At 70.9% G+C, this 19,783-nt stretch carries 18 protein-coding genes; 11 read left to right on the top strand and 7 right to left on the bottom strand.

The window, feature by feature from the left end; all coding sequences use genetic code 11:
• Positions 1-69: 69 nt before the first annotated feature.
• The 4 genes from trkA (at position 70) to hflX (ending at position 4,639) form a co-directional block, all read left to right on the top strand.
• Positions 70-1,446 (top strand): Trk system potassium transporter TrkA, encoded by a 1,377-nt coding sequence (trkA, locus tag HCU73_RS16825; RefSeq protein WP_168624640.1) that lies wholly within the window; start codon positions 70-72, stop codon positions 1,444-1,446.
• Between the two features lie 4 nt (positions 1,447-1,450).
• On the top strand, positions 1,451-2,968 hold the full coding sequence (locus HCU73_RS16820) for a TrkH family potassium uptake protein (protein ID WP_168624639.1): 1,518 nt from the start codon (positions 1,451-1,453) through the stop codon (positions 2,966-2,968).
• A gap of 136 nt (positions 2,969-3,104) precedes the next feature.
• The gene (gene hfq / locus HCU73_RS16815) at positions 3,105-3,338 is read left to right on the top strand and encodes an RNA chaperone Hfq (protein ID WP_168624638.1); all 234 of its coding nucleotides are present in this window, start codon (positions 3,105-3,107) and stop codon (positions 3,336-3,338) included.
• A 50-nt stretch (positions 3,339-3,388) separates the two neighbouring features.
• Entirely contained in the window at positions 3,389-4,639 is a 1,251-nt protein-coding gene (gene hflX / locus HCU73_RS16810) for a GTPase HflX (protein WP_168624637.1), read from the top strand.
• Here hflX and HCU73_RS16805 read toward each other — a convergent pair.
• From HCU73_RS16805 to mazG, 4 genes are all read right to left on the bottom strand, one after another.
• The gene (locus HCU73_RS16805) at positions 4,636-5,541 is read right to left on the bottom strand and encodes a DMT family transporter (RefSeq protein WP_239025609.1); all 906 of its coding nucleotides are present in this window, start codon (positions 5,539-5,541) and stop codon (positions 4,636-4,638) included. The genes hflX and HCU73_RS16805 overlap by 4 nt on opposite strands.
• A 105-nt stretch (positions 5,542-5,646) precedes the next feature.
• Positions 5,647-6,792: an outer membrane protein transport protein gene (locus HCU73_RS16800; protein WP_168624636.1), complete on the bottom strand. Its 1,146-nt coding sequence runs from the start codon at positions 6,790-6,792 to the stop codon at positions 5,647-5,649.
• 153 nt (positions 6,793-6,945) lie between these two features.
• Positions 6,946-7,842, bottom strand: a complete 897-nt coding sequence (locus tag HCU73_RS16795; protein ID WP_168624635.1) for a DMT family transporter — start codon at positions 7,840-7,842, stop codon at positions 6,946-6,948.
• Positions 7,843-8,026: 184 nt separating this feature from the next.
• Positions 8,027-8,827, bottom strand: coding sequence for a nucleoside triphosphate pyrophosphohydrolase (mazG, locus tag HCU73_RS16790; protein ID WP_168624634.1), 801 nt, complete (start codon positions 8,825-8,827; stop codon positions 8,027-8,029).
• A 67-nt stretch (positions 8,828-8,894) separates the two neighbouring features.
• Here mazG and HCU73_RS16785 point away from each other — a divergent pair, with 67 nt between their 5' ends.
• Complete coding sequence (locus HCU73_RS16785) at positions 8,895-10,061, top strand: M20 aminoacylase family protein (protein ID WP_168624633.1); 1,167 nt, start codon at positions 8,895-8,897, stop codon at positions 10,059-10,061.
• Between the two features lie 162 nt (positions 10,062-10,223).
• Here HCU73_RS16785 and HCU73_RS16780 read toward each other — a convergent pair whose 3' ends face one another.
• Complete coding sequence (locus HCU73_RS16780; protein ID WP_168624632.1) at positions 10,224-10,742, bottom strand: flavin reductase family protein; 519 nt, start codon at positions 10,740-10,742, stop codon at positions 10,224-10,226.
• A gap of 138 nt (positions 10,743-10,880) precedes the next feature.
• Here HCU73_RS16780 and speB point away from each other — a divergent pair, with 138 nt between their 5' ends.
• The 4 genes from speB (at position 10,881) to ccmE (ending at position 14,317) form a co-directional block, all read left to right on the top strand.
• Complete coding sequence (gene speB, locus HCU73_RS16775; protein WP_168624631.1) at positions 10,881-11,843, top strand: agmatinase; 963 nt, start codon at positions 10,881-10,883, stop codon at positions 11,841-11,843.
• A gap of 73 nt (positions 11,844-11,916) precedes the next feature.
• On the top strand, positions 11,917-12,858 hold the full coding sequence (locus tag HCU73_RS16770; protein ID WP_168624630.1) for a lysophospholipid acyltransferase family protein: 942 nt from the start codon (positions 11,917-11,919) through the stop codon (positions 12,856-12,858).
• On the top strand, positions 12,858-13,676 hold the full coding sequence (locus HCU73_RS16765; protein ID WP_168624629.1) for a glutamate racemase: 819 nt from the start codon (positions 12,858-12,860) through the stop codon (positions 13,674-13,676). Before HCU73_RS16770 ends, HCU73_RS16765 begins: the two co-directional genes overlap by 1 nt.
• A gap of 188 nt (positions 13,677-13,864) precedes the next feature.
• The gene (gene ccmE / locus HCU73_RS16760) at positions 13,865-14,317 is read left to right on the top strand and encodes a cytochrome c maturation protein CcmE (RefSeq protein WP_168624628.1); all 453 of its coding nucleotides are present in this window, start codon (positions 13,865-13,867) and stop codon (positions 14,315-14,317) included.
• A gap of 117 nt (positions 14,318-14,434) precedes the next feature.
• On the opposite strand, the gene putA is transcribed toward ccmE, so the two are convergent.
• The gene (gene putA / locus HCU73_RS16755; protein ID WP_168624627.1) at positions 14,435-17,893 is read right to left on the bottom strand and encodes a bifunctional proline dehydrogenase/L-glutamate gamma-semialdehyde dehydrogenase PutA; all 3,459 of its coding nucleotides are present in this window, start codon (positions 17,891-17,893) and stop codon (positions 14,435-14,437) included.
• A 121-nt stretch (positions 17,894-18,014) separates the two neighbouring features.
• Between putA and HCU73_RS16750 the strand changes: the two genes are divergently transcribed.
• A complete protein-coding gene (locus HCU73_RS16750; RefSeq protein ID WP_168624626.1) occupies positions 18,015-18,485 on the top strand; it encodes an Lrp/AsnC family transcriptional regulator in 471 nt (156 codons plus the stop codon).
• A 4-nt stretch (positions 18,486-18,489) separates the two neighbouring features.
• Here HCU73_RS16750 and HCU73_RS16745 read toward each other — a convergent pair whose 3' ends face one another.
• Positions 18,490-19,284, bottom strand: coding sequence for an enoyl-CoA hydratase (locus HCU73_RS16745; RefSeq protein ID WP_168624625.1), 795 nt, complete (start codon positions 19,282-19,284; stop codon positions 18,490-18,492).
• A gap of 71 nt (positions 19,285-19,355) precedes the next feature.
• Here HCU73_RS16745 and HCU73_RS16740 point away from each other — a divergent pair, with 71 nt between their 5' ends.
• The gene (locus HCU73_RS16740; protein WP_168624624.1) at positions 19,356-19,778 is read left to right on the top strand and encodes a PaaI family thioesterase; all 423 of its coding nucleotides are present in this window, start codon (positions 19,356-19,358) and stop codon (positions 19,776-19,778) included.
• Positions 19,779-19,783: the final 5 nt, after the last annotated feature.

Raw genomic sequence — 19,783 nt, 5'->3', positions numbered from 1 at the left:
TGACGGATTGACGGCTGCGGGCCTGCGTGCTTTGCAGGGGCCAGACGGGCCCGCAGGGACGGACGGTTCATGAAGGTCATCATCTGTGGCGCGGGCCAGGTCGGCTGGCAGATCGCGCGCCATCTTTCCGGCGAAAAGAACGACGTGACGGTGGTGGACAGCAACCCCGATCTCGTCCGCCGCGCGACCGACACGCTGGACGTGCAGGGGCTGACGGGCTTTGCCTCCTACCCCGACGTGCTGGAGCGCGCGGGCGCGCGGGACGCCGACATGATCATCGCCGCCACCTTCTCGGACGAGGTGAACATGGTCACCTGCCAGGTGGCCCATTCGGTCTTTGCCGTGCCGCGCAAGATCGCGCGGCTGCGCGCCCGCAGCTACCTGAACGCGATCTATTCCGACCTCTACCGCCGCGACCACCTGCCCATCGACGTGGTGATCTCGCCCGAGGAGGAGGTGGCGCAGGCGGCGCTGGCGCGGATCCGGTCGCCCGCGACCTTCGACACCGAAAGCTTCCTGTCGGGCGACGCGCAGATGCTGGGCATCCAGCTCGACCCCGATTGCCCGGTGCTGGAAACGCCGCTGAAGCAGCTGTCCGAGCTGTTCTCGACGCTGCGCGCCATCGTGGTGGGCGTGCGCCGTGAGGGCACGCTGTTCGCGCCCGAGCCGGGCGACCAGCTGTTCGCGGGCGACCAGATCTATGTCTTCACCCACGTGATGGACGTGGGCCGGACGCTGGAGATCTTCGGCAAGGCCGCCAAGCGGCCCGAGCGGGTGCTGATCATCGGCGGCGGCAACGTGGGCCTGACGGTGGCCCGCGCGCTGGAGAGCGGGCCCGACCGGGTGCGGGTGCGGGTGATCGAGAAGTCGCGCGCCAAGGCCGAGGTGGCCGCCGACGCGCTGGAGCGGACCATCGTGCTGCACGGCGACGGGCTCGACATGGAGCTGTTGCGCGAGGCGGGGGTGGACCGGGTGGACGCGGTGCTCTGCGTCACCGACGACGACAAGACCAACCTGCTGGCCTCGGTGCGCGCCAAGAGCGCGGGCGCCGCGCTGTCGATCGCGCTGGTGAACGACCCGACGCTGGTGCCCCTGATGAACCCGCTCGGCATCGACGCCTATGTGAACCCGCGCGCCACCACCGTCAGCTCGATCCTGCGCCACATCCGGCACGGCCGGGTGCGGGGGGTCTATTCCATCGGCGACGCCGAGGCCGAGGTGATCGAGGCGCAGGTGCTGTCGACCTCGTCCATCGCCGGCCGTCAGATCCGCGAGATCGACTTTCCCGAAGGCGCGCTGGTGGGGGCGGTGCAGAAGGGCGGCAAGGTGGTGCGGCCGCACGGCACGCTCCGGATCGAGGAGGGCGACGTCATCGTGATCTTCGCGCTGGCCGCCGACGTGCCGGCGATCGAGACGCTCCTCCAGGTCTCGATCGACTTCTTCTGAGGCGATGGCCCGCTATTTCCGCAGCCTTCCGTTCTTCGTGGTGCTCCTGTTCACCGCGGCCGGCGCGACGCTGGTGCCCGCGGTCTACGGCGCCTCGACCCGGGATTTCGACACCGCGCGGGTGTTCTTCTATTCCGGCATCCTGATCGCCGTCGCGGCGATGCTGATGGGCTTTGCCGCGCAGGGGGCGGGGCGCGAGACGACCGGGCCGCGCAGCCTGCTGGCGCTGCTGCTGTCCTACCTGTGGCTGCCCGGGGTGCTGGCGGTGCCGATGGCCGAAGCGATTGGGGATACCCGCTGGATCAACGTCTATTTCGACATGGTCTCGGCCCTGACCACCACCGGCGCGGCGGTGTTCGAGCCCGCGCGCCTGGCCGACACGGTGCACCTGTGGCGCGCCACGGTGGGGTGGTTCGGGGGTATGCTGATCTGGGTGACGGCGCTGGCGGTGCTGGCGCCCCTGAACCTCGGCGGCTTCGAGGTCACGTCGGAGGCGAGCGTGTCGGGGCAGCTGCTGCAGACCTCGGGGCAGTCGCGGTCGGCCGCGCCGTCGGAGCGTCTGCGCAAGCAGGCGGCGCTCCTGGTGCCGGTCTACGTGACGCTGACGGCGGTGCTGGCGGTGGCGCTGGCGCTGGCGGGCGAGCGGCCGCTGCACGCCGTGATCCACGCCATGTCGACGCTCGCCACCTCGGGGATCAGCGCCACCGGCGGGCTCAAGGATAGCGGCGCGGACATCCTGGGCGAGATGCTGATCTTCCTGTTCCTGGTCTTCGCGCTGACGCGGCGCAGCTTCACCGGGGGGTTCGACGCCGGCTGGGCGGCCCGGATCGCGCGGGACCGCGAGGTGCGCATCGCGATCTTCGCCGTCGTGGTGCTGCCGTCGTTGCTGTTCCTGCGGCACTGGATCGGGGCGCTGGAGGTCGATGACCTCGCCAATGTCGGCGCCGCGGTCCGGGCGCTCTGGGGCAGCATCTTCACGGTGCTGTCCTTCCTGACCACCACCGGCTTCGTCTCGGAAAGCTGGGCCGAGGCGCGCAGCTGGTCGGGGTTGCCGACGCCGGGGCTGATCCTGATCGGGCTGGTGATGATGGGGGGCGGGGTGGCGACCACGGCGGGGGGCCTCAAGCTCCTGCGGGTCTACGCGCTCTACAAGCACGGCGCGCGCGAGATCGACCGGCTGGTGCATCCCCATTCGGTGGCGAGCGCGGGGCAGCTCGGCCGGCGCATCCGGCGCGAGGGGGCCTATATCGCCTGGGTCGTGTTCATGCTGTTCCTGCTGTCGCTGGCGGCGGTGATGGTGGCGCTGGCGGCGACGGGGCTCGATTTCGAGCAGTCGATGGTCCTTGCCGTCGCGGCGCTGTCGACCACCGGGACGCTGGCCCAGGTGGCCGGCGAGGCGCCGATCCCCTACCTCACCCTGACCGACCCGGCCAAGATCGTGCTGATCGCGGCGATGATCGTGGGGCGCATGGAGACGCTCGTTTTCTTGGCGATCTTCAGCCCGGCGTTCTGGCGAAGCTGACCCAAAACGCCTTTCCCGCAGGCAAAGGGTTGATCTTTGGGTCGAAATGCCTGCACACATGTATTGATGCGTGAACGGACGACCCCAGACTTGCCCTGATCACGGCAGCCCAGACTCAAGAAGGCACAAGAACAAGATGGCCGAACACAAGCAAAACCTTCAGGACGCCTTCCTCAACCATGTCCGCAAGACCAAGGTTCCGGTGACGATCTTTCTGATCAACGGGGTCAAGTTGCAGGGCGTCATCACCTGGTTCGACAATTTCTGCGTGCTGCTGCGCCGCGACGGTCAGAGCCAGCTGGTCTACAAGCACGCGATCTCGACCGTGATGCCGGCACAGCCGATCAATCTCTACGACGGGGAAGAGTGACGCACACAGCGGCGCCTGACGGCGGAACCGAACGCACGGGCGGAGGGCCCATGCGCGCGCTTGTCTTGCATCCCGACATCACCGCCGACCGGCACCGCCGCGACGCGCGCCCCGCGCTCGAGGAGGCGGTGGCGCTCGCCGCCGCGTTGCCCGATCTCGAGGTGGCGGGCGCCGAGATCGTGCGCCTGCCGCGGGCGCAGCCGGGCCTGCTGTTCGGGACGGGCAAGATCGCCGAGCTGAAGGAGCGGATCAAGGCGCTGGAGGTCGGCCTCGTGCTGGTCGACGGGCCGGTGACGCCGGTCCAGCAGCGCAACCTGGAAAAGGAATGGGGGGTCAAGCTGCTCGACCGGACCGGGCTGATCCTCGAGATCTTCGCCGACCGCGCCGCGACCCGCGAGGGCGTGCTGCAGGTGGAGCTGGCCGCGCTGTCCTACCAGCGCACGCGGCTGGTGCGGGCCTGGACCCACCTCGAACGGCAGCGCGGTGGCCTCGGCTTCGTGGGCGGCCCCGGCGAGACCCAGATCGAGGCCGACCGCCGCGCCATCGACGAGGCGGTGACGCGCATCCGCCGGCAGCTCGACCGCGTGGTCAAGACCCGCGAGCTGCACCGCAAGGCGCGGGCCAAGGTGCCCTATCCCATCGTCGCGCTGGTGGGCTACACCAACGCCGGCAAGTCGACGCTGTTCAACCGGCTGACCGGCGCCGAGGTGCTGGCCAAGGACATGCTGTTCGCCACGCTCGACCCCACCATGCGCGCGGTCAGCCTGCCGGACGGGACCGAGATCATCCTGTCGGACACGGTGGGCTTCATCAGCGACCTGCCGACGCAGCTGGTCGCCGCCTTCCGCGCCACGCTGGAGGAGGTGCTGGACGCCGACCTGATCGTTCATGTCCGTGACATCAGCCACCCCGAGACCGAGGAACAGGCGACCGAGGTCGCCACCATCCTGCGCGGGCTCGGCGTGCCCGAGACGGCGCCCATGCTCGAGGTCTGGAACAAGATCGACCGGCTGCCGCCCGACACCGCCGCCGCGCTGGCGGCCACGGCGGACCGGCGCGACACGGTCTTTGCGGTGTCGGCCCTGACCGGCGAGGGGATGCCGGCGCTGCTGTCGGCCATCGCCGCCGCGCTGGCCCCGCCCCGGCACCGGTCCGAGGTGGCGCTGACGCACGAGGACGGGCGGCGGCGCGCCTGGCTCTACGCCCAAGGCGTGGTCGAGGGCGAGGCGGCGGGCGAGGACGCGACGCGCCTGACCGTCAACTGGACCGACCGGCAGGAACAGGCGTTCCGCCGGCTCTAGCCGCGCCGGTTCATCACCAGGAGGCCCACGGCCAGCACCGCGAAGCCGACCAGGGCCGAGGGCGCCAGCCGTTCCCCCAGCACCAGCCAGCCGAGCGTGATCGCCACCGGCGGGATCAGCAGCGTCACCAGCATTGCGTTGCCCGACCCCGCGACGGCGAGGACCCGGTAGTAGAGCAGATAGGCCAGCGCCGTGCCCGCAACGGCGAACCAGGCGATGGCGGCCCAGGTCTCGGGCGCGCGGGGCAGGGCCACGGGCCCGTCGACCGCCAGCGCGAGGGGCAGCATGACGAGGCTTGCGCCGGTGAGCATCCCCATCGCGGCGACCTGCGGGCGCAGGTGGCCGAGCCGCGCCCGCGCCCAGGCCGCCGCGCAGGCATAGGACAGCGCGCCGCCCAGCACCGCCAGCTGCGCGAGGCTGCGCAGGTCGAGCCCGCCGAGCGCCTCCAGCCCGATGGCGATGCTGACCCCGGCAAAGGCGATCAGCACCCCGGCCAGCCGCCGCCCCGTCAGCCGCTCGTCGGCGAAGACGGCGGCGGCGACAAGCACGCCGAGCACGGCGGTGGCGGCGTTGAAGATCGAGGTCAGGCCGGTCTCGATGAATTGCTGGCCCCAGGCCATCAGGGTGAAGGGCACGACGTTGTTCAGGACACCCATCGTCAGGAGCGCGCCCCAGGTCGCCGCATCCCGCGGCACGGCCAGGCCGCGCCACAGCACGTAGCCCCAGAGGATCAACGCCGCCCAGACCACGCGGTGCGCCACCAGCGTCAGCACCGGCAGCTCGCCGAGCGCGATCTTGATCGCCAGGAAGGAGGCCCCCCAGATGGTCGCAAGGGCCAGCATCTCGGCCCAGGCGCGGGCGGTCAACTGCGGGGCGGAGGCGGCGGTGTTGGTTCGGGTCATGCGGCCGACCTTATCCCGGCGGCCGGGCGACGCGACCCGGAAGCTGCGCAAGAAAAACCCCCGCGTCCGGGACGCGGGGGCTGGTGTTGTCGCCGTGGTGGCGGATCAGAAGGTGTAGCCGATCCGCAGGCCGAAGCCGATGGCGTGGTTGTCCGTGAAGCTCGAGAACTGGGTGCCCGGAGGATAGGGCAGCGCGCTCGGAGTTTCGGTCTCGGCTTCACCGATCCAGCTGTAGCTGACGCCGGCCGTTACCCGAAGGGGCCCTTGGGTGTAGCGCGCGGCGAGACCGATCGAGGTGCGACCATCGGTCGGACCGAGGTTGCCGGAGAAGCCGTCCTGCTGGGCCTCGTAGGTGAGGGAGCCGAGCACGGCCCAGGTGTCGCTGAGGCGACGTGCACCGCCCACGGTCCAGGTCCATGTATCGTTGTCGTAAGACACCAGCGAGTTCGGCCCGTAGGCGCCGTCCGCCGCACCGTCCGAGAACACGTCGGGGGTGATGTCGAACTCGCTCCAGTCCGTCCAGCGCACGGAGCCAAATACCAGCGTGCCCTCGGCAACGCCCGACTGCGCCTCGAGCAGCACCTGCTGCGGGATCGTGGTGTCGAAGGTCGTGCTGAACGCGCCAAACTCGGTCGCGCTGAAGTTATGGGTCGTGGCACTGTAGTAGGTCAGCGCGACGCGCAGAGCGATGTCCGGGATCTCGTAAGCGGCACCGACCATGTAGCCCCACTCGTCCGAGCCGGAGGCCTGCATCGTGTAGCCGTTGAACAGCGAGACCTCGCCGTTGGCGGTCACGTTGCGGAGACCGCCGTAGACAGAGAAGCCATTCGCGAACTCGTAGCGCAGCGCGGCGGTGACCTGCTGGCTTTCGATCGTGGCCTGGCTGCCCGTGTTGAGGCGATAAAGGTAATTGGGCGGCAGGCCAGCAGCGTAGTTCACATCTGCGCCGATCGGTTCGTCGTAGATCAAGGCAAAGGAAAGTCGCTCGGTGATGTCTGTCCGGAAGGACAGGCCCGCATAGCTGTAGGCTGGCGCGATATCTCCGCTGAGCGAGCCAACAGGCGAAGCCGGCGACGCGGGCACTACCTGCACGCCCGACACCTCGGGATCTGCCCAGGTGTAGCTGAGTTCGACGTAGGTGCCTTCCTCGAACAGGATGGCCGGGCTTTGCCCGGCGCGTTCGACGCCACCCGCATGGGCGAGGGCGGTGGTGGTCAGAAGCGCCGCGGTTGCGGCTGCGATGCGGTTCATGGAGTCCTCCCCAAGACTGTCCCGATGGTCCTCGTGACCGATAAGCCGGGAAAGGTCCGATCCGGTCAATTCTTCCGCTACGTCAGGCCCCTCTGCACGCCAAAGAGGCGCCTGATATGTGACGCTTATGCTACACCGGAGGGCAGGTCGGGCTCAGCCGGGGCGGCGGCTGGTCAGGATGTTCAGGTAGTTCGCCCCGAAGATCAGCACCGCGCCCAGCAGCACCGCCCATTCCAGCGGTTCGGCATAGAGCAGCACGCCGACCACCGCGATGGCGGGCAGGCGGGCGAAGTCCATCGGCATGACCACCGAGGCCGGCGCGATCGACAGCGCCGTGGTCAGGCAGAAATGCGCGGTCAGCCCGCCCAGCCCGATCACCAGGAGCCAGGGCAGCATCGCCGCCGACGGCAGCGCCATGTCGCCGTCCCACAGGCAGGCGACCAGCCCGATGACCAGCTGGATCGCCGTCAGCCAGAACAGGATGCAGGTGATCGACTCCGTCCGCGTCAGGCGCTTGGTGAAGATCGCGGTGCCGGCGAAGAACACCGCCGCGATGGCCGCAGTGATCATGCCGACCGACAGGGGCTGGGCGCCCGGCTGCACCACGATCAGCACGCCGACGAAGCCCAGCAGCCCCGCCAGCACCTTCCACCGCGTCAGCCGCTCGCCCAGGAACAGCGCGGCGAAGACCATGGTCCAGAGCGGCGAGGTGAATTCCAGCGCGAACACCAGCGCCAGCGGCGCCACGGTGACGGCGTAGAACCACAGGTTCTGCCCGGTGAAGTGGAAGATGTTGCGCAGGACATGGACGCCCATGTGGCGGCGCGTGATCTGGTCCAGCGTGCCCGCCGCGGCGCCCACGGCCAGCACGACGACGAGGCCGATCACCGAGCGGTAGGTCATCATCTCGAAGGTGTCGAGCTCGGACGACGCCGCGCGCCCCGCCACCGCCATCGACGAGAAGGCGACGATGGCGCCCAGCATCCACAGCGCGGCGCGCACCGGCTGGTGCGGCGCCTCGACCGGCACGGCCGTCGCGGTCTGGGTCATGCGGCGATCTCCCTGCGGCAGCCCCGGACCGGGCCGCGCCCCTCGGGCGTCGGAATGCCGCGTTCGAGGGCAAAGGGCAAGACCGCCCCGGCGTGGCGCGGCCGGGCGGGCGTGAGGGGGGTGAGATAATGAAACGGCACGCGCATGGGCGGGATATGGGGCCCGTGCGGCCCCGGTCGAGGGGTCAGAGCCCCGCCGCCTTGGCCGCGTTCCAGAGCGCGTCCATCTCGGCCAGGTCGCTGTCCTCGGGGCGCTTGCCGGCCTCGGCCAGCCGGGCCTCGATGAAGGCGAAGCGGCGGGTGAATTTCGCGTTGGCCCGCCGCAGCGCGGCCTCGGGGTCGACCTTGAGGTGGCGGGCGAGGTTGGCCATGACGAACAGGAGGTCGCCCATCTCGTCCTCGATGCGGTCGGCATCGGCGCCGTCGCGGATCTCGGCCAGCTCCTGCGCCTCTTCGGCGATCTTGTCGATCACCTGCGCGATGTCGGGCCAGTCGAAGCCGACGCGGGCGGCGCGCTTCTGCAGCTTCTCGGCCCGCATCAGCGCGGGCAGCCCCAGCGCCACGTCGTCGAGCACGCCGCCGCGGGCCTTTGCCGCGCGCTCGGCGGCCTTCACCGCCTCCCAGTCCTGCACCTGCTGCTCGGCCGATTTCGCGTTGCGCTCGTCGCCGAAGACATGGGGGTGGCGGGCGATCATCTTGTCGGCGATGGCGGCGGCCACGTCGTCGAGGTCGAACAGCCCCGCCTCCTCGGCCATGCGGGCGTGGAACACCGACTGGAACAGCAGGTCGCCCAGCTCGCCCTTCAGCTCGTCCCAGGCCCGGCGCTCGATCGCGTCCGCGACCTCGTAGGCCTCCTCGATGGTGTAGGGGGCGATGGTGGCGAAGTCCTGCTCCACGTCCCAGGGGCAGCCGGTGACGGGGTCGCGCAAGCGCGCCATGATGGCGCGGAGCCGGTCGAGGGGCGGGAGATTGGCGAGGTCATTCATTGCGGAACCGGGCGGTTTGCGGCAGGGTCCGGGACCTTAGACCCAAGGCCAGAGCAGGAGTCCAGCCATGCCCGTCATCAACCGTGTCGCCGGCCTCGCCGGGGAGATGACCGCGTGGCGGCGGTATCTGCACGCGCATCCCGAGCTGGCCTTCGACTGCGGCGACACGGCGGCCTTCGTCGCCGCGCGGCTGGCCGAGATCGGGGTCGACGAGATCCACGAGGGGATCGCGCAGACCGGGATCGTGGCGATCATCGAGGGGCAGGGGCCGGGGCCGGTGGTGGGCCTGCGCGCCGACATGGACGCGCTGCCGATGACCGAGGTGACGGGCGCGCCCCATGCCTCGACGGTGCCGGGCAGGATGCATGCCTGCGGCCATGATGGGCACACGGCGATGCTGCTGGGGGCGGCCAAGTACCTCGCCGAGACGCGGAACTTCCGCGGCAAGGTGGCGCTGATCTTCCAGCCCGCCGAGGAGGACGGCGGCGGGGCCGGGGTGATGGTGGAGGAGGGGATCATGGACCGCTTCGCCATCGCCGAGGTTTACGCGCTGCACAACGTGCCGGGGCTGCCGGCGGGCGCGGTGCGCACGACGCCCGGGCCGATCATGGCGGCGGTGGACGAGTTCACCATCCGCATCGAGGGCCGCGGCGGCCACGGCGCCACCCCGCACGAGACGCTGGACCCGATCCCGGCGGCGGTGTCGATGGTGCAGGCGATCCAGACCATCGTGTCGCGCAACCACCATGCCCTGCAGGAGCTGGTGGTGTCGGTGACGCAGATCCACGCCGGAACCACCGACAACGTGATCCCGGGCGAGGCGATGATCAACGGCACGGTGCGGACCTTCGACCCGGGCGTTCAGGCGATGGTGATCCGCCGGATGGAGGAGATCGTGGCCGGGCAGGCGGCGAGTTTCGGGGTGGCGGCGTCGCTCGACTACGCGGTGGGGTATCCGGCCACGGTGAACGACCCGGCGCGGACGGAGTTCGCGGCGGAGGTGGCGGCCGAGGTGCTGGGGGCGGAGCGGGTGGATGCGGCCGCCGGGCGCGAGATGGGGGCCGAGGATTTCGCCTACATGCTGCAGGCGCGGCCCGGGGCCTACCTGTTCCTGGGCGCGGGGCCGGGGGCGGGGCTGCATCACCCGGCCTATGATTTCAACGACGAGATCCTGCCGCTGGGGGCGAGCCTGCTGGCGCGGATCGCGGAGCGGGCGCTGCCGGTCGGCGGCTGACGGGCAGGGGTTGCGCCGGCTGCGCCGTCGCCCGGGTGCGAAATTGCTGCGAAAATTCGCGGGGTGAGCCGGGCGTCCGGTGGCGCGGGGGGATGGGTGCGGAGGGGGCTCTGCCCCCGCCCGTTCCGGGCCCCCCGGAGTATTTTTCAAGCAAAGATGGGGTCAGTGGTCCTCGGGGCGGAGGTATTTCCGCATTCCGTAGAGGAGCGGGCTGCCCTCGGGGGCGGTGCGCACGGCCTCGACCGCGCCGATGCAGATATGGTGGGTGCCGATCTTCTCGGCCGAAAGCAGCCGGCAGTCGAAGCTGACCAGCGCCTCGGTCAGACATGGCGCGCCGGTGGCCATGGTCTCGGTCAGGACCGCGTTGAACTTGTCGCCGCCGGGCGCGGGGCGGCGGGAGGAGAACACATCCGAGATGTCGGTCTGGCCGGTGCGCAGCACGTTGATCGCGAAGCAGCCGTTCTCCAGCACCAGCGGCAGCGCCGAGGAGGCGGCGTTGAGGCAGGTGAGCATGGTCGGCTGCGCCCCGTCGGCCGAGATCGAGGTCATCGCCGAGACGGTGACGCCGCCGCGGCCCGCGGGCCCGTCGGTGGTGACGACCGAGACGCTGGCCGCGGCGCGGCTCATGCCTTCGAGGAAGGCCGCGCGCAGCCCCGCCTCGGCTTCGGTCCGGTCGTTCATGGCCTGTGTCTCCCTGCGCGCTGGTCGCGGCGGTCTTGCCCCATGCCGGAGCTAGCGGCAAGGGCGGGGAAGTCACGCGGGCTTGCGTTCGGCGGCGGAAGCGGGCAGGCGAGGGGCGATCAGCCGGAGGGACGGAACATGGCACTGGAAGACGCCAAGCGCGAGGTGGACGGCGCGTTCACGCGGGCCGAGCTGAAGGGGCTGGCCTTCGAGAATGCCTTTGCGGGCGCGCCGAGTTTCCTGAGGCGGCGCTACACCAAGGACCTGGCAGGCGTGGACCTGGCGATCACCGGCATCCCCTTCGACCAGGCGGTGACGAACCGGCCCGGCACGCGGCTGGGGCCGCGGGCGATCCGGGAGGCGTCGAGCCTGCAGCCCTTCGACCCGCCCTATGGCTGGGACGGGTTTTCGCCGCTGGAGCGCTTCGCCATCGCCGATTACGGCGACATGGCCTTCGACTACGCCCACACGCCCGACGTGCCGGCGCGGATCGAGGCGCATGTGGCGGGCATCCTGGCCGCCGGGGCGGGCTGCATCACGCTGGGGGGCGACCATTCCATCACGCTCCCGATCCTGCGGGCGCATGTGGCGAAACACGGGCCGATCGCGCTGATCCAGGTGGATGCGCACACCGACACCTGGCCCGACGACGACGCCGCGCGGATCGACCACGGCACGTTTTGCTACACCGCGGTGAAGGAGGGGCTGATCGACGTGGCGCATTCCGCCCATGTCGGGATCCGCACCGTGGTCGAGGACAACCTCGGCATCGCCATCCACGACGCGCGCGAGGTCCATGCCCGCGGCCCGGAGGCGGTGGCGGCCGACCTGAAGGCGCGGGTGGGGGACCGGCCGGTGTACCTGTCCTTCGACATCGACGGGCTCGACCCGGCCTTTGCGCCGGGCACGGGCACGCCGGTCTGGGGCGGGCTTTCCTCCGCTCAGGCGGCGGTGCTGATGCGGGGGCTGGCGGGGATCAACCTGGTGGGCGGCGACGTGGTCGAGGTCTCGCCGCCCTTCGACCATGCCGCGATCACGGCCGTCGCGGCGGCGCATGTGGCGATGGAGCTGATCTGCCTGTGGGGCTGGACGCGGGCGTAACGGCACTGGACCGACTCGGGCCCTTGGCGCTACATCGCTGACCAAGCCGAGGCCACGAGGACGACCCGCCGCCATGCCCCGCCGCCCAAGATCGGACGACGCCCGCGCCGTGGCGCGCGAGATTTCCTATGCCTCCTCGGCCGCCTCGCGGGGCGGGCGGGCGATGATCCGGGTGATGGAGAACGCCACCGGGCGGCTGACGCTGATCCGCCGGGCCGAGGGCTACGACGACGAGGTCCGGCAGGGCCGCGACTTCTGGCAGGTCATGGTCGAGCGCTACGGGCTGCAGCTCAGGGTGATCGGCGGCAGCCTCGACAACATCCCGCGCGAGGGGCCGCTGATCCTGATCGCGAACCACCCCTACGGGATCCTCGACGGGCTGATGATGGGCCACATCCTGAGCCATGTGCGCGGCGATTTCCGCATCCTCGCCCACCGCATCTTCCGCAAGGCCGAGGACATCAACCGGATCATCCTGCCGATCTCCTTCGACGAGACCAAGGAGGCGGTCGCGCTGAACCTCGAGACGCGCAAGCAGGCGCTGGCCTACCTGGCCGCGGGCGGCGCCATCGGCATCTTTCCGGGCGGCACGGTGTCGACGGCGGCGCGGCCCTTCGGCCGGCCGATGGACCCGGGCTGGCGCAGCTTCACCGCGCGGATGATCGCGAAATCCGACGCGACGGTGGTGCCGATCTTCTTCGACGGCCACAACTCGCGGCTGTTCCAGCTGATGAGCCACCTGCACACGACGCTGCGCATGGGCCTGTTGATCAAGGAATTCCGGGCGCGGGTGAACAGCCCGGTCGAGGTCGTCGTCGGCCAGCCGATCCCGCGCGAGGAGCTGCAGGCGCGGGCCAGCGACGCCAAGGCGATGATGGAATTCCTGCGCGAAAGCACCTATGCCTTGAGCCCGCGGCCGCTGGACGTGCGGGCGCGCGGCTTCGAGTTCGAGGACAAGCACCGCGACAAGGACGCCGAGGCGCGGCCCCGGGGCGGATTGAGGGACAGATACTGATGGCAGTGGGCATTTTCGACAGCGGCCTGGGCGGTCTGACCGTGCTGGACGCGGTGGTGCGGCGGCTGCCCGAGGTGCCGCTGGTCTATTTCGGCGACAACGCCCACGCGCCCTACGGCGTGCGCGACGCCGACGACATCTACGAGCTGACCACGCAAGGGGTGCAGTGCCTGTTCGACCATGGCTGCGACCTGGTGATCCTGGCCTGCAACACGGCGTCCGCGGCGGCGCTGCGGCGGATGCAGGAATCCTGGGTGCCCAAGGACAAGCGGGTGCTGGGCGTCTTCGTGCCGCTGATCGAGGCGCTGACCGAGCGCAAGTGGGGCGACAACTCGCCCCCGCGCCCGGTGGCGGTGGAGACGGTGGCGCTTTTCGCCACGCCCGCCACCGTGTCGAGCCGTGCCTTCCAGCGGGAATTGGCGTTTCGCGCCATAGGGGTGGACGTCGAAGCTCAACCCTGTGCGGGGGTCGTGGACGCGATCGAGATGGGCGACATGATCCTGGCCGACGCGCTGGTGCGCAGTCATGTGGAATCGCTCATGCGCCGGATGCCGAAGCCGCAGGCGGCGATCCTCGGCTGCACCCATTACCCGCTGGTCGAGGAGGTGTTCCGCGACGCGCTGGGGCCCGAGGTCAAGGTCTATTCCCAGCCCGACCTCGTGGCCGAGGCGCTGGCCGACTACCTGGCGCGCCATCCCGACAAGCTGGGGACGGGCACGGGGGCGGTGTTCCTGACCACGGGCGACCCGAAATCGGTGTCGAACAAGGCGACGCAGTTCCTGCGGCGGCGGATCGAGTTCCAGAAAGCGGACATGTGATCCGTCAACGGGTTGTGCGGCGTTCTTCATCCGGTGGTTGAAGGCGATGCGCGGCGTGGCTGCTGCGTTTTGGCGCGGACCCCTCGACAGGGGCGGCCGCTGTGTCCAAATATGCGGCACCGGCGGGACGGCAGGCCGGGCCGAGGGCACGCGTGCGCCCGGGAGGGATCGAGAGGAGAGCGCCACCGATGCGGGGCCTTAAGAAACAACGCCGGATCCAGATCATCATGGCCGCCACCGCGGCGCTTGCGCTGTCGGCGGGGCTGATCGGCTACGCGATGCGCGACGGCATCAACTTCTTCCGCCCGCCGTCCGAGGTGGTGGAGAACCCGCCGCCGCCGACCGAGGTGTTCCGCATCGGCGGGCTGGTCGAGGAAGGCACGCTGGTGCGCGGCGAGGGCGAGACGATCAGCTTCCGCGTCACCGACGGCGGCGCGTCGATCCCGGTGACCTACACCGGCATCCTGCCCGACCTGTTCGGCGAGGGCGAGGGGATGGTGGGCACCGGGCGGCTGATCGACGGCACCTTCGAGGCGACCGAGATCCTTGCCCGCCACGACGAGACCTACATGCCGGCCGAGGTGATCGAGGCGCTGGAGGCGCAGGGCGTCTACCGCGACCCGAGCGCGCCGGGGACCTGAGGGCGCACCCCGAAGAATTTCCCTGACGGGACCCGGCCGGAAATCTCGAGATTTCCGGGGGCAAAACTGCAGTTTTGCAGGGCGAAAAACTGCAGTTTTTCGCCCTGTTGCGCCGGATCAGGCCGACGCCGCCAACAGCGCCGCGTTGCCCCCCGCCGCCGTCGTGTCGATACACAGGTGCCGTTCGAGGACCAGCCGCGGCCCCGGGTCCGCCTCGGTGATCAGCGGCACCAGCGCGCCATCGCGGGCAGCCAAGGCCTGCGCATGGGGCCGGGCCGTCGCGGCATCGGCCCAGAGCACCACGGCGTCGACGGGCGCCAGGGTGGTGAGCCAGTCGGCCGGAAGGTCCGGCGCGGCCAGCGCGGTGCAGCCCACGGCCTCGGCGGCGCGGACCTGCGCGGCGGCGGCCTCGGCGCCCGGACCGAGGCAGAGCACGCGGCCGCGGGGGTGGGTGGACAGGCGGTTCGACTCGCCGGTCGGCCCCGGCAGGTCGGTCACCGACAGGGTCCGCCCACGCGGGTCGGGCAGGGCGGCGAGGGCCTTGGCGACCGTGGCCTTGTCCGGCGCCGCCCCCGGCTTGGCCGTGACGGCCCGGGTCTCGGCGCGGGTGAAGCGGGGCAGGTAGTGCGGCCCGCCCGCCTTGGGGCCGGTGCCCGACAGCCCCTCGCCGCCGAAGGGCTGGCTGCCGACCACGGCGCCGATCTGGTTGCGGTTGACGTAGGTGTTGCCCACCCGGATCGCCCCGGTGACCTGCTGCACGCGGTCGTCGATGCGGCTGTGGAACCCGAAGGTCAGCCCGTAACCCCTTGAATTGATGTCGGACATCACGCGGTCGAGGTCGGCCGCGCGGTAGGTCGCCACGTGCAGGACGGGGCCGAACACCTCGCGCTCCAGCGCCGCGATGCCGCCGGGCAGGGACAGGATCACGGGCGCGACGAAGCTGCCCTCGGCCGGGGCCGCGACCTCGGCGATGACCCGGCCTTGCGCGCGTGCGGCCTCGATGTGGGCCATGATCCCGGCCTGGGCGCGGGCGTCGATGACGGGGCCGATGTCGGTCGAGATCGCCCAGGGGTCGCCGAGGCGCAGCTCGGCCATGGCGCCGCGCAGCATCTCGAGGATCGGCTCGGCCACGTCCTCCTGCAGGTAGAGCATCCTGAGCGCCGAGCAGCGCTGCCCGGCCGACTGGAAGGCCGAGGCGACGATGTCGCGCACCGCCTGTTCGGGCAGGGCCGTGGAATCGACGATCATGGCGTTGAGGCCGCCGGTTTCCGCGATCAGCGGCGCGGACGGGTCGAGGTGTGCGGCGCGCGCCCGGTTGATGGCCTGCGCCGTGGCGGTGGAGCCGGTGAAGCAGAGCCCGTCGATGCGCGGGTCGGACGACAGCGCCGCGCCGACGGTCGCGCCTTCGCCCGGCAGGAGCTGGAGCGCGGCGCGCGGCACGCCCGCCTCGTGCAGGAGCTGGACCGCGCGGTGGGCGATCAGGCCGGTGGCCTCGGCGGGCTTGGCGACCACGGCGTTGCCGGCGGCCAGCGCGGCGGCGATCTGGCCGGTGAAGATGGCCAGCGGGAAGTTCCAGGGGGAGATGCAGGCGAAGGTGCCCCGGGCGGGGGCGGACAAACCCTCGGCCTCCGCCGCGTAGTAGCGCAGGAAATCGACCGCCTCGCGCAGCTCGCCCACCGCGTCGGGCAGCGTCTTGCCGGCCTCGCGGGCCAGGAGCGCGAAGACCTCGCCGTGATGCGCCTCGTAGAGGTCGGCGGCGCGGCGCAGGGCGGCGGCGCGGGTCGCGGCGGGGGCGTCCCACGGGGCGGCGGCGGCCAGCGCGGTCTCGATGTCGGCGGGAGCGGCCGGGATCAGGGCGCCCACGGTCTCGGCGGGCCGGGCGGGGTTGGTCACGGTCCAGGCCGGGCCGCCGGCCACGTCGCCGGCCAGCAGCGGGCCGGCCTGCCAGCGGGCCTCGGCGAAGGGCGCGCGGGCCGCGTCCAGCGCCGCCAGCGTCACCGGGTCCGCCAGGTCGAAGCCGCGGGAGTTGTCGCGCGCCGCGCCGAACAGGCGCGCGGGCGCCGTCACGCGGGCCGGCCCCGCCTCGGCCAGCGCGGCAAAGGGGTCGCGGGCGATGCGGGCGGGGGGCACATCCGGGTTCAGGACCTGGTTCACGAAGCTGGAATTCGCCCCGTTCTCCAGCAGCCGCCGGACGAGATAGGCCAGAAGGTCCCGATGCTTGCCCACGGGGGCGTAGATGCGGCAGCGCGGGCCGTTCTCGGCGCGGATCAGCTCGTGCAGCACCTCGCCCATGCCGTGCAGGCGCTGCACCTCGTAGGCGTCGCGGTCGGCGCCCATCTCGAGGATCGCGGCCAGCGTGTGGGCGTTGTGGGTGGCGAATTGCGGAAAGATGCGGTCGGTCAGGCCAAGCAGCTTGCGCGCGCAGCACAGGTAGGCCACGTCGGTCGTGGGCTTGCGGGTCCAGACCGGGAAATCGGACAGGCCCGCGACCTGCGCGCGCTTGATCTCGCTGTCCCAGTAGGCGCCCTTGACCAGCCGCAGCATGATGCGGCGGTCGTGGGTTTCGGCCAGCGCGTGGAGCCAGTCGATGACGCCCGCCGCGCGCTTGCCATAGGCCTGCACGACGACGCCGAAGCCGTCCCAGCCCGCGAGCGAGGGGTGGGGCAGGACGGCTGCGATCACGTCGAGCGACAGGTCGAGGCGGTCGGCCTCCTCGGCGTCGATGCTGAGGCCCATGGCCTGCGCGCGGGCGGCCTGCGCCAGTTCCAGCACGCGCGGCACCAGCTCGGCCAGCACGCGGTCGCGCTGCGCGGTCTCGTAGCGCGGGAACAGCGCCGACAGCTTGATCGAGAGACCGGGGTTCACGCGGATGTCGTCCGTCCGGCAGGCCGGGGCCAGCGCCCGGATCGCGCCCATGTAGGCGCCGAAATAGGCCGCCGCGTCGGGGGCGGTCATCGCGGCCTCGCCCAGCATGTCGTAGGAATAGGCATAGCCGCGCCGTTCCTCGGCGGCGGCCCGGCGCATGGCCTCGGCCATGTCCTGCCCGAGCACGAAATGCTGCCCCATCTCGCGCATGGCGCGGGCGACGGCGGCGCGGATCACCGGCTCGCCCAGCCGCTTGACCGCGCCCTTGAGGACGCCCGCCATGCCCTCGTCCTCGCGCAGCACCTTGCCCGTCAGCATCAGCGCCCAGGTCGAGGCGTTCACCAGCGGGGACGCCGAATGGCCCAGATGCGCGCCCCATTCCGACGGGGCGATCTTGTCCTCGATCAGCGCGTCCATGGTGGCGGCGTCGGGCACCCGCAGCAGCGCCTCGGCCAGACACATCAGCGCGATGCCCTCCTTGGTGGACAGGCCGTATTCGGCCAGGAACACCTCCATCAGCCCCGGCCGGCGGTCGGCGCGCATCAGGGCGACGAAATCGGCGCCCCGGGCGGCGGCGCGGGCGCGCAGGGCCGCGTCGGGGGCATGGGCGGCGATCAGCCGCGACAGGGTCGCGTCCTCGGGCGCGCGGAGGTCGGCGCGGATGGCGGCGCGCAGCGCGGCAAGGTCGGGGGCGGGGCGGTCGAGCGGCATGGGCTTTGGTCCTCGGACGGGCGGTGCGCCTATCCTAGCAAAGCACCCGCAGGCGGTTTTCCTTGAAATCGCGCAGAGACAGGCGGTATTCCCGCAATCAGGCACCAGGAAAGGCCAAAGGATGGAGAATGGGGCGCAGGACGGGCCACTTGACGGGTTCGACCGCAAGATACTGGCGGAGCTTGCAAAAGACGGCCGCCTGCCGGTGACGGAACTTGCGCGCCGGATCGGCCTGTCGAAAAGCCCCACGCAGGCGCGGGTGCGGCGGCTGGAGGCGGAGGGCTACATCCTCGGCTACCGGGCGCTGCTGGACCCGGAAAAGCTCCACCGCGACCACGTGGCCTTCGTCGAGGTGCGGCTGACCGACACCCGCGAGGCGGCGCTGAGCGCCTTCAACGCGGCGGTGATGAAGGTGCCCGAGATCGAGACCTGCCACCTGATCGCGGGGCAGTTCGACTACCTGCTCAAGATCCGTTGCCGCGACATGCGCGCCTACCGCGACATCCTGGCCGAGGTGGTGTCGAACCTGCCGCACGTGTCGTCCACCTCCACCCACGTGTCGATGGAGGCGGTGAAGGACGCCGCGCTCTAGGCCGTCAGTCCTGCGACCAGTCGGGGGTCCGCTTGTCGAGGAAGGCGGCGATCCCCTCGTTGGTGTCGCGGTTCAGCATGTTCTCGACCATGACCGCGCCGGTCATCTCGTAAGCCTTGTCGAGCGGCAGCTGCAGCTGCTCGTAGAAGGCGCGCTTGCCGATCCGCACCGCCGTGCCCAGCTTGCCGGCGATCAGCTTGGCCAGCGCCTCGGTCTCGGCGGCCAGCGCGTCGGGCGCCACCACACGGTTCACCAGCCCGATCTCGCGGGCGCGGGCGGCGGTGATGAACTCGCCCGTCACCAGCATCTCGAACACCTGCTTGCGCGGGGCGTTGCGCGACAGGGCCACCATCGGGGTCGAACAGAACAGACCGATGTTCACCCCGTTGACGCCGAAGCGGCAATCCTCGGCCGCGACGGCGAGGTCGCAGCTGGCCACCAGCTGGCAGCCCGCGGCGGTGGCGATGCCATGCACCTCGGCGATCACCGGCTGGGGCAGGCGGGGGATCATCTGCATCATCCGCGCGCAGCGGTCGAACAGGTCTCGGAAGGCATGGGCGCCGGTGTCCTTGCCGCCGCGCTTGGCCTGCATCTCCTTGAGGTCGTGGCCCGCGCAGAACGCCTTGCCCGCGCCCTTCAGCACGATCACGCGCTGTGTCTCGGACGCCATCAGGTCGGAGAACTGCGCTGTGACGGCGGCGATCATCGCGTCCGACAGGGCGTTGAGCTTGCCGGGCAGGTTCAGCGTCAGATGCGTCACCGGCCCGCGGTCCTCGCGGATCACAAGGTCCTCGGCCATGGTCTTTCCTTCCTCCCTCGTCTGGCCTAACCCCTCTACAGGCCCGCGGCCGGGCAGGAAAGGGAGGCGACATGGCACTGGCGATGGATGTGACCGCGCTGACGCGGTTCCTGCACGACGCATTTCCGCAGGTGGCCGAGGATTTCGCCATCGAGGAGGTGCGCGAGAACGCCATCCGCGTCCGCCTCCTGACCGCCGAGCGGCACCTGCGGCCCGGCGGCACCGTGTCGGGGCCGTCGATGTTCGCGCTGGCCGACGTGTCGGTCTACCTCGCCATTCTCGCCATGATCGGGCCCCGGGCGCTGGCGGTGACCACGAACTGCTCCATCGACTTCATGCGCAAGCCCGCGGCGGGGGCCGACATGATCTGCGATTGCCGCATCCTGAAACTGGGGCGCGTGCTGGCGGTGGGCGAGTGCCTGCTGTTCTCGGAGGGGGTCGAGGCGCCGGTCGCGCGCGCCTCGATGACCTACTCGATCCCGCCCGGGCGGTGACGGGC

Origin of the sequence: Roseicyclus persicicus (assembly GCF_012395815.1) — a bacterium.
GTDB classification, from domain to species: Bacteria; Pseudomonadota; Alphaproteobacteria; order Rhodobacterales; family Rhodobacteraceae; genus Roseicyclus; species Roseicyclus persicicus.
The sequence above is the reverse complement of the archived record's forward strand: the minus strand, read 5'-3'. Positions and strand labels throughout refer to the sequence as shown.